The sequence below is a fragment of the Clostridium sp. MCC345 genome, from assembly GCF_018785345.1.
GTDB classification, from domain to species: Bacteria; Bacillota; Clostridia; order Lachnospirales; family Anaerotignaceae; genus Anaerotignum_A; species Anaerotignum_A faecicola.
In genome coordinates this window covers 1-7,791 of sequence record NZ_WQPP01000044.1, presented here as the reverse complement: position 1 = coordinate 7,791, position 7,791 = coordinate 1, and the positions used below count along the sequence as shown (strand labels likewise).

Genomic DNA, 7,791 nt, shown 5'->3' with positions numbered 1-7,791 from the left:
TAGTTTCGCCCTAACCTCGACATATCCTTTACGATAACTGTCCCGACTTTTCCGGCTTCAATGTCCGCAAGCATGGCTTGGAAACCGGGTCTTTGAAAAGCTGACGTTAGATAACGATACTTTTGAAAACACTGGAAAATCAAGGTTTTTCGAGCGACGGACAAGCAGGGTATTGTACTAAAAACTGAATACGACGCAGAAGCGGCGTTTCTTACTCTCTACATGGGAGAACAGGAACGCCGCTTTTTTCATGCCCTTTGTTACGCAGTAGGGGCAGAAAAAGCCTTGCTACAAGCGGTTTTCCGGGCGCGTATCTGGTGCGGAAAGGGATTTATACCTTATCCCCCGAAACCGCGCTTCTACTGCGTAACAAATCCAAAGCAAAGGAGTTATGAACTATGGCAGTTTTCAGAGTGGAACGGAACAAGGGCTACACCGTAATGAGCAACCACCACCTACGCAACAAGGAGCTTTCCCTAAAGGCAAAGGGGCTGTTGTCGCAAATGCTGTCACTCCCCGAAGATTGGGACTACACCTTGAAAGGCTTATCCCTTATCAACCGGGAGAAGATAGACGCTATCCGCGAAGCCATTAAGGAGCTTGAACGCGCCGGGTATATCGTCCGTTCAAGGGAGCGCGACGAGAAAGGACGCTTGCGGGGCGCGGACTATGTGATATTCGAGCAGCCGCAGCCGCCTACGCCGGATTTACCTACATTGGAAAATCCAACATTGGATAATCCAACACAGGAAAAACCTACATTGGAAAAACCTACGTTGGAAAATCCAACGCAATTAAATAAAGATATACAAAGAACTGACTTACCAAAAAAAGAAAAAATAATTACTGATGAACAAAGTACCCATTCCATTCCTATCCTTTCCCCTAACCCCTCTCCTTGCAGAGAAGCGGCTACGCCGCCGGAACGGAAAGGAACGGAAGCGGCAGCACAGAGCGCAGTTGATATATACCGGGAAATCATCAAGGACAATATCGACTACCACATTCTCAAACAGGACATGAAGTTTGACAGTGACAGGCTTGACGAGATTGTAGACCTCATGCTTGAAACCGTATGCACCGCCAGAAAGCGGGTACGGATTGCGGGGGACGACTACCCGGCAGAGCTTGTGAAGTCAAAGTTTATGAAACTGGACGGCGAGCATATCCGCTTTGTGCTTGACTGTATGCGGGAGAACACAACGAAAATCCGCAACATCAAGCAATATCTGAAAGCAGCCCTTTTCAACGCCCCGTCCACTATCGGCAATTATTACACTTCCCTTGTCGCCCATGACATGGCAAGCGGCGCACTGTCACCGAAGAAGCCGCAGTACGGCGACCCGGACTATTATTCATGCAAACCGGGCGAAAGCCTGTAAAACAACAAAAGGAGGATTTTATTATGGCACAGAAAATGACAGGAGCATTGGTATTTGACGAGCGCACCGACCGTTACGACATTCGCTTTGACTTAAACAGCTACTATGGCGGGCTGCATTGTGGAGAATGTTTTGACGTATTCGTGCGGGGCAAGTGGAAGCCGACCCGGATTGAGTACGGCGACAACTGGTATCTTGTGGGTATCAGAGCCGAGGACTTGAACGGGCTGCGGGTGCGTATCTGACCGCCGCCCCATAAAGAAACGCGAAAGGAGGACGCGACAAATTGCAGGACGAAGTAAACGAAAAGACCATAGCCCTTTACATCAAGACCGGGAAGCTGACCGCCCAGACGCTCCAAAAGGCAATGAAAGCCATACTGTCAAAGGGAAAAAAGCAGCTTTCCAAACCGCCACAGGGCAAGCAGAGCTTAAAGCAGCTTATGAAGCAGAACGCGGGCGTTTCCAACATTGAGATTACCGAGGGCAATATCAAAGCCTTTGAGAGTACGGCGAAAAAGTACGGTATCGACTTTGCGCTGAAAAAGGACGCGACGGAAAGCCCGCCCCGCTATCTGGTTTTCTTCAAGGGGCGGGACGCGGACGTGCTGACCGCAGCCTTTAAGGAATTTTCCGCAAAAAAGCTGACACAGGAGAAAAAGCCCTCAATCCGAAAGCTGCTCTCTACCCTCAAAGAAGCTGCACAGGGCAGAAACGCGGAACGGGCAAAGGTCAAGAACAAGGACAGGGAGGTATCGCTATGAAGCCGGAAATCAAGAAGCTGCTTATCTTAAATCTCCCGTATCTGCTCTTTGTCTGGCTCTTTGATAAAGCGGGCGCGGCTGTCCGGCTCTCCCCCGGCGCGGACGCAAGCGCAAAGCTGCTACATCTTGGGGACGGTTTTACCGCCGCCTTTTCCAGTATCGCGCCGAGCTTCCACCCGGCAGACTTAGCTTTAGGCATTGCGGGGGCGGTCATTGTTCGGCTGATTATCTACACCAAAGGCAAGAACGCGAAGAAATACCGCCGCGGGACAGAATACGGTTCGGCGCGTTGGGGCGGGGCTGACGATATAAAGCCATACACAGACCCGGTATTTGAGAATAATATCCCCTTAACGCAGACGGAACGGCTCACCATGAACAGCCGCCCGAAGCAGCCGAAATACGCAAGAAACAAAAATATCCTTGTAATCGGCGGTTCCGGCAGCGGCAAGACCCGGTTCTTTGTGAAACCGTCGCTCATGCAATGTACGTCAAAGGATTTTCCAACGTCGTATATCGTCACTGACCCGAAAGGAACACTGATTTTGGAAACCGGAAAAATGTTGCAGCGGTACAAATACCGTATCAAAGTGCTAAATACGATTAACTTCAAAAAATCCATGAAATACAACCCCTTTGCCTATCTGCGGAGCGAAAAGGACATTTTGAAGTTAGTCAATACCATTATCGCCAACACCAAAGGCGACGGGGAAAAATCCGGCGAGGATTTCTGGGTGAAAGCGGAAAAGCTCTACTATACCGCACTAATCGGCTATATCTGGTATGAAGCCCCGGAGGACGAGAAGAACTTCACGACGCTGCTTGAAATGATAAATGCGTCGGAAGCCCGCGAGGACGACGAGGACTTCCAGAACCCGGTTGACCTCATGTTTGAACGTCTGGAAGAAAAAGACCCGGAACATTTTGCAGTCAAGCAGTACAAAAAATACAAACTTGCGGCGGGAAAAACAGCCAAGTCGATTTTGATTTCCTGCGGCGCTCGCCTTGCCGTGTTCGACATTGCAGAGTTGCGTGAGGTCACGGCTTATGATGAGCTGGAGCTGGATACTCTGGGAGACAGGAAAACTGCCCTGTTCCTCATCATGAGTGACACTGATGACAGCTTTAATTTCCTTATATCCATGTGTTATACCCAGCTGTTTAACCTGCTCTGCGAAAAGGCCGACGATGTGTACGACGGCAGACTGCCGGTTCATGTGCGCTGTCTGATCGACGAGTGCGCCAACATTGGCCAGATACCCAAGTTGGAAAAGCTGGTGGCCACCATCCGAAGCCGTGAGATCTCCGCCTGTCTGGTGTTGCAGGCGCAGAGTCAGCTCAAGGCGATTTATAAGGATAACGCAGATACCATTATCGGAAACATGGATACTTCCATCTTTCTGGGCGGTAAGGAGCCGACCACTCTCAAGGAGCTGGCCGCCGTGCTGGGTAAGGAAACCATCGACACCTACAACACCGGAGAGAGCCGTGGGAGGGAAACATCCCATTCACTCAACTATCAAAAATTGGGGAAAGAGCTGATGAGCCAGGATGAGCTTGCTGTTATGGATGGCGGCAAGTGTATCCTCCAGCTGCGCGGTGTGCGTCCTTTCCTTTCGGATAAGTACGACATCACCAAGCACCCCAATTTCAAGTACACTGCCGACGCGGATGACAAGAACGCTTTTGATATTGAAGCATTCTTGTCCGCAAGGCTGAAACTCAAGCCCAATGAGGTCTGCGATGTATATGAAGTAGACACAAAGGGCGCTTAATTTCGTTCCGCTTTAGAAGGGAGTGATCTTATCTATTCGCCGCATCTGCCCTCTATGGGCCATTGGCGTACAAAGCGGACAATCGCGAGAAAAAATAATGAAAAAGGAGGACAGCCGGAATCATGCCCCCGGAAACCGGGCGGCAGATTGTTCCGGCTTTTGTATGCCTATGAAACATGACAAACCTATTTTTTAATCAGATTCCGGCTAACAAACTATATGGCATTTTTTGAACAGGCAATCACCGTTCTTCAGACCCTCGTTATCGCGCTCGGTGCCGGTCTCGGTATCTGGGGCGTTATCAACCTGCTGGAAGGTTACGGCAACGACAACCCCGGCGCCAATGCTCATGTACGGTAGAGAAGCACAAAGCAAAACAAAGACAGCCAGCCCTGCCACTATTCCGAAGTCAGGGGAACGCAATAGAAAAATTCATAGCTGTGTGCTATACTTAATTAGCATTTGAACATATCAAGCTGACACAGCAATCTCTTTGCTTGCCGTTAATGCGCGTCTACCAATAGTCCGCAGAAAGCAAGAGTATCGTAAAGGTATAAAAATTTCAAACTTCTTTGTAACGAAATTCCGATTTCTCCGTCTAACCTATGAAGCTGAAGGAGGTGATGACAAGTATGGACTATGAAAAGCTCTATAAAGCCTACTATTTACAGGTATACTCGTATACTATTTCTCTTGCCAAAAATCGTGAGATAGCAGAGGAAATCACGCAGAACACATTCTATAAGGCTGTTTCTACAACATCACAATTCAAAGGTAAGTCAGATGAATTGACATGGCTCTGCTCCATAGCAAAAAATCTTTACCATGATGAAATGCGAAGCCGTCAGCGAGTAGCTGATGTGAGTGAAATCAATGACTTGCCATCAAATGAAAATGTTGAGAACTCAGTTGCAGATTCTGACATGGCGTTCCGCATACACCTCGTTCTTCACCGTTTGGAAGAACCATACAAAGAAGTCTTTCAGCTTCGCGTATTCGGGGAACTATCTTTTTCACAAATCGCTGCAATTTTTGGAAAAACAGAATCATGGGCGAGAGTTACTTATCATCGTGCAAAGCTAAAAATTCAAGAAAGGATGGATGAAAAGCATGAGTAAACAATGCGATATTGTTCGAGATATTCTTCCGCTGTATGTTGACGGTGCTTGCAGCGAAGCAAGCGCAGAGATGGTAAAAGAGCATTTGAACGCCTGTGCTGACTGTAACGCAATTTATCAGAAATTGCTTTCTCACACGAACGAAGATGTTCTTCACGAAGAAAGCGAAAGCGTTATTATGCGCCATGAGGCAAAAGAAAAGCAGAGAGGCAAAAAAAAGATAACGATTGCTGTTCTCGTTTCCATCGCTCTTTGTATCATTGCAATTTTTGCAGCTCTCTTTCTGTTACCTATAAACATTGCTTATGAGCCTGTCAAAATCGACTTCCCATTTGAGGTTGAAGATGTCGAAAGCGTTGAAATGTACCACTATGACGAAGTGCCTGCATCAGCAGAAAAGAAAGTAGTTGTTGCTGAAAATGATATAAAGACCCTGTATGATAAGTTCAAGGGCTTATCCTTAAAAGACAAAACAACTGAGGAAACTGCCGGAGCAGCTGTGACCAGCTTTAGATTTAACCTCTCAGATGGAACAAGCTACGATTTGATTTACGCCTGCTATGGAGTTAAAAACGGCGAATTGAAGTCAGCAGCAGGCGGTTTTAAGTATTTCACAAGTGCGGATATCGGCTCTTATTGGAACAATTTGAATACGGAACTTGAAGCAATTCCTATCAATGAGAGTGAATTGCCGTGAGCAGATAGCAAACCCAGCCGAGCCTGTCAACGGTCAAGATGAACGGCGGAAATGCGCCGCTGTTGACAGCCCCGCCCGTCTTTGCTGTTCGGTAATCAAGAGGGCGACAGCACAAGATGCTGCCGCCCTCTGCCATTATTCAGAAAGGGGGATTTTCCATGACCGAACACGAAAAGTATCAAGAACATATCCGGCATACACACGATGCCTTTTGCAAGACTGTTATTCGCCACGCTGCCATAGACGCAGCCCGGAGCATACGGAGCCGCCGCAAGCGGGAAATCTCGCTTGAATATCTGATAGAAGAAAAACACTATCCATTCAGTACCACAGATAAATACTTTGCGGAGCAATCCGGCATGACCAGCTATCCGCTTTTCGTCTGTGGTCAGATGGTGCTTTTGGAAAGCCCAGAGCTTGCCGCAGCCCTGTCCGCACTATCACAGATGGAACAGGAAATCATTTTCTTGTACTACTTCCAACGATTGACGCATAGGGAGATTGGACGGAGATATGGACGGGCTGGCAACACAACCGGGCGGCGTATTCAGATGATTTTACGGCGGCTACGGGCAGAGTTGGAGGGTTTGTCCTATGAGCCAGCTACTTCCCTATGAGACAATCGTTAAGGCAAGCGAGGGCGACCCGGAAGCTGTTGCCGCCGTCCTATCCCATTATGCGGGATATATCCGCTCTTGTGCGAAAATGGACGGACAGATTAACACGGATATGCAGGAGCATATCGTCAGGCAACTGATAGAAAGCCTGTTGAAGTTCCACTTTGACCGCTAAACAGAAAAGTTGTATAATTAGAGCCTAACAAATTAAACTTCAATGAGGGTAGAGCAAATGGAACAGATTATCAATTATAGAGACATACCCACAGATAAAAGGATTGACATATTAAATGCTCTTGAGCGAATAGGTTTTTTTCCGGCATACGGCGGCGTGAAAACAATGCAGCAAATTATGGAAAAGTCAGTTCCAGGTTCAGGCCCACAATTCTATTTCGTTTTCCGTGAAAATGAGTTGATAGGGTACAATTTTCTCATTGGGGACACTAAGAAATATAAAGCGTTCCCATGGCTTGCTATTAGCAATATGGATGAGCAGAAGTTGACTGTTTGTGAAGAAATGATGAAAATACAAATTGCCTTTTTTGAAAAACTCGGAATGCAAAAGATAGCAGATCATTGCGTTAGGATTATGGAAGATTACAGAAAAGGAATTGGAAAGCAGAAAGAAAGCGATTGCAGATAAATTCCATTTGAAAAACGGCTGACAATTTAATACCGCCGCCCATCACAGCGGCAGATAAGCAGTAAATCTTGAAAAGGTTTACTGCTTTTTTTGCGCCCATTTTCAAAAATCTTTGGCAAACCACACCGCCGGATTGTTGTAGGGAGCAGACAGGTAAAACAAAAAAATTTCCGCTGCGTTTGCCAAAACGCCCCCTTTTCACCGTTGTAGTGGTGAACAGCGGGCAGAACACGCCGCCGCAATCGCTATATTGGTGGAGCAAGCCAGTATATCCGCAAACCAGAGCCGCCGAGGAAAGCGGCAGTTTTTTAGAGCAAGATTCTACCACAGTACCAAAATTCGCTTTTCGCTCATTTTGCCCCTGCGGGAATCTTGTTGGGGAGTGCCTTCCCCAAACCCTGCTTATGCGGCTTGCGCCGCTGAAAAATCCCTCAAAATAATTTTTCGGATTTTTCAAAAACAGTTCCGCTTTACACCCTGTTTTTCTCCTATTAGTGAGAGGACACCACGCACAGCCGAAAGGAGGTTTTACCATGCGAAAACGATATAACACGCCGCACCGCAGCCGGGTAGTCAAAACACGCATGACCGAGGAAGAATACGCCGAGTTTGCAGAAAGGCTTTCTGCCTACAACATGAGCCAAGCCGAGTTTATCCGGCAAGCCATAACCGGGGCAGCCATACGCCCCATCATAACCGTTTCTCCCGTCAATGATGAGCTGCTTGCCGCTGTTGGGAAGCTGACCGCCGAATACGGCAGGATCGGCGGCAACTTAAACCAGATAGCCCGGACGCT

General features: G+C 47.7%; 11 protein-coding genes and 2 pseudogenes. 12 read left to right on the top strand and 1 reads right to left on the bottom strand.

Annotation, left to right across the window (positions count from 1 at the left end):
- Positions 1–113: pseudogene (locus GPK49_RS13005) on the bottom strand (recombinase family protein); the annotation flags it as partial.
- 285 nt (positions 114–398) lie between these two features.
- On the opposite strand from GPK49_RS13005, the gene GPK49_RS08565 reads away from it, so the two are divergent.
- From GPK49_RS08565 to GPK49_RS08510, 12 genes and pseudogenes are all read left to right on the top strand, one after another.
- Positions 399–1,382: a DUF6017 domain-containing protein gene (locus tag GPK49_RS08565; RefSeq protein WP_002586632.1), complete on the top strand. Its 984-nt coding sequence runs from the start codon at positions 399–401 to the stop codon at positions 1,380–1,382.
- Positions 1,383–1,405: 23 nt separating this feature from the next.
- The gene (locus GPK49_RS08560) at positions 1,406–1,627 is read left to right on the top strand and encodes a DUF5348 domain-containing protein (RefSeq protein WP_002569164.1); all 222 of its coding nucleotides are present in this window, start codon (positions 1,406–1,408) and stop codon (positions 1,625–1,627) included.
- Between the two features lie 41 nt (positions 1,628–1,668).
- On the top strand, positions 1,669–2,145 hold the full coding sequence (locus GPK49_RS08555) for a PcfB family protein (RefSeq protein ID WP_002586631.1): 477 nt from the start codon (positions 1,669–1,671) through the stop codon (positions 2,143–2,145).
- On the top strand, positions 2,142–3,920 hold the full coding sequence (locus GPK49_RS08550) for a VirD4-like conjugal transfer protein, CD1115 family (RefSeq protein ID WP_215677455.1): 1,779 nt from the start codon (positions 2,142–2,144) through the stop codon (positions 3,918–3,920). The genes GPK49_RS08555 and GPK49_RS08550 overlap by 4 nt, the downstream gene beginning before the upstream one ends.
- A 219-nt stretch (positions 3,921–4,139) precedes the next feature.
- Positions 4,140–4,268, top strand: a pseudogene (locus GPK49_RS08545) (Maff2 family protein); the annotation flags it as partial.
- 257 nt (positions 4,269–4,525) lie between these two features.
- Positions 4,526–5,038, top strand: a complete 513-nt coding sequence (locus GPK49_RS08540) for an RNA polymerase sigma factor (RefSeq protein ID WP_003533443.1) — start codon at positions 4,526–4,528, stop codon at positions 5,036–5,038.
- Positions 5,031–5,735: a zf-HC2 domain-containing protein gene (locus GPK49_RS08535; protein WP_006573567.1), complete on the top strand. Its 705-nt coding sequence runs from the start codon at positions 5,031–5,033 to the stop codon at positions 5,733–5,735. The genes GPK49_RS08540 and GPK49_RS08535 overlap by 8 nt, the downstream gene beginning before the upstream one ends.
- A 158-nt stretch (positions 5,736–5,893) precedes the next feature.
- On the top strand, positions 5,894–6,352 hold the full coding sequence (locus GPK49_RS08530) for an RNA polymerase sigma factor (RefSeq protein ID WP_023921375.1): 459 nt from the start codon (positions 5,894–5,896) through the stop codon (positions 6,350–6,352).
- Complete coding sequence (locus tag GPK49_RS08525) at positions 6,330–6,527, top strand: helix-turn-helix domain-containing protein (RefSeq protein ID WP_008982227.1); 198 nt, start codon at positions 6,330–6,332, stop codon at positions 6,525–6,527. The genes GPK49_RS08530 and GPK49_RS08525 overlap by 23 nt, the downstream gene beginning before the upstream one ends.
- A 42-nt stretch (positions 6,528–6,569) precedes the next feature.
- Positions 6,570–6,995: a hypothetical protein gene (locus tag GPK49_RS08520; protein WP_006573565.1), complete on the top strand. Its 426-nt coding sequence runs from the start codon at positions 6,570–6,572 to the stop codon at positions 6,993–6,995.
- Positions 6,996–7,063: 68 nt separating this feature from the next.
- Positions 7,064–7,435 carry a hypothetical protein gene (locus tag GPK49_RS08515; protein ID WP_215677453.1) on the top strand — a complete coding sequence of 124 codons (372 nt, stop codon included), beginning with the start codon at positions 7,064–7,066 and terminating at the stop codon, positions 7,433–7,435.
- A 93-nt stretch (positions 7,436–7,528) separates the two neighbouring features.
- The coding region (locus GPK49_RS08510; protein WP_215677451.1) for a plasmid mobilization protein at positions 7,529–7,791 on the top strand (263 nt) is incomplete at its 3' end.

Bases quoted from the DNA above. Each gene is read 5' to 3' on its own strand.
- GPK49_RS08535 (WP_006573567.1), top strand. From the start codon at position 5,031: ATGAGTAAACAATGCGATATTGTTCGAGATATTCTTCCGCTGTATGTT.
- GPK49_RS08550 (WP_215677455.1), top strand. From the start codon at position 2,142: ATGAAGCCGGAAATCAAGAAGCTGCTTATCTTAAATCTCCCGTATCTG.
- GPK49_RS08525 (WP_008982227.1), top strand. From the start codon at position 6,330: ATGAGCCAGCTACTTCCCTATGAGACAATCGTTAAGGCAAGCGAGGGC.
- GPK49_RS08560 (WP_002569164.1), top strand. From the start codon at position 1,406: ATGGCACAGAAAATGACAGGAGCATTGGTATTTGACGAGCGCACCGAC.
- GPK49_RS08520 (WP_006573565.1), top strand. From the start codon at position 6,570: ATGAGGGTAGAGCAAATGGAACAGATTATCAATTATAGAGACATACCC.
- GPK49_RS08540 (WP_003533443.1), top strand. From the start codon at position 4,526: ATGAAGCTGAAGGAGGTGATGACAAGTATGGACTATGAAAAGCTCTAT.
- GPK49_RS08530 (WP_023921375.1), top strand. From the start codon at position 5,894: ATGACCGAACACGAAAAGTATCAAGAACATATCCGGCATACACACGAT.
- GPK49_RS08565 (WP_002586632.1), top strand. From the start codon at position 399: ATGGCAGTTTTCAGAGTGGAACGGAACAAGGGCTACACCGTAATGAGC.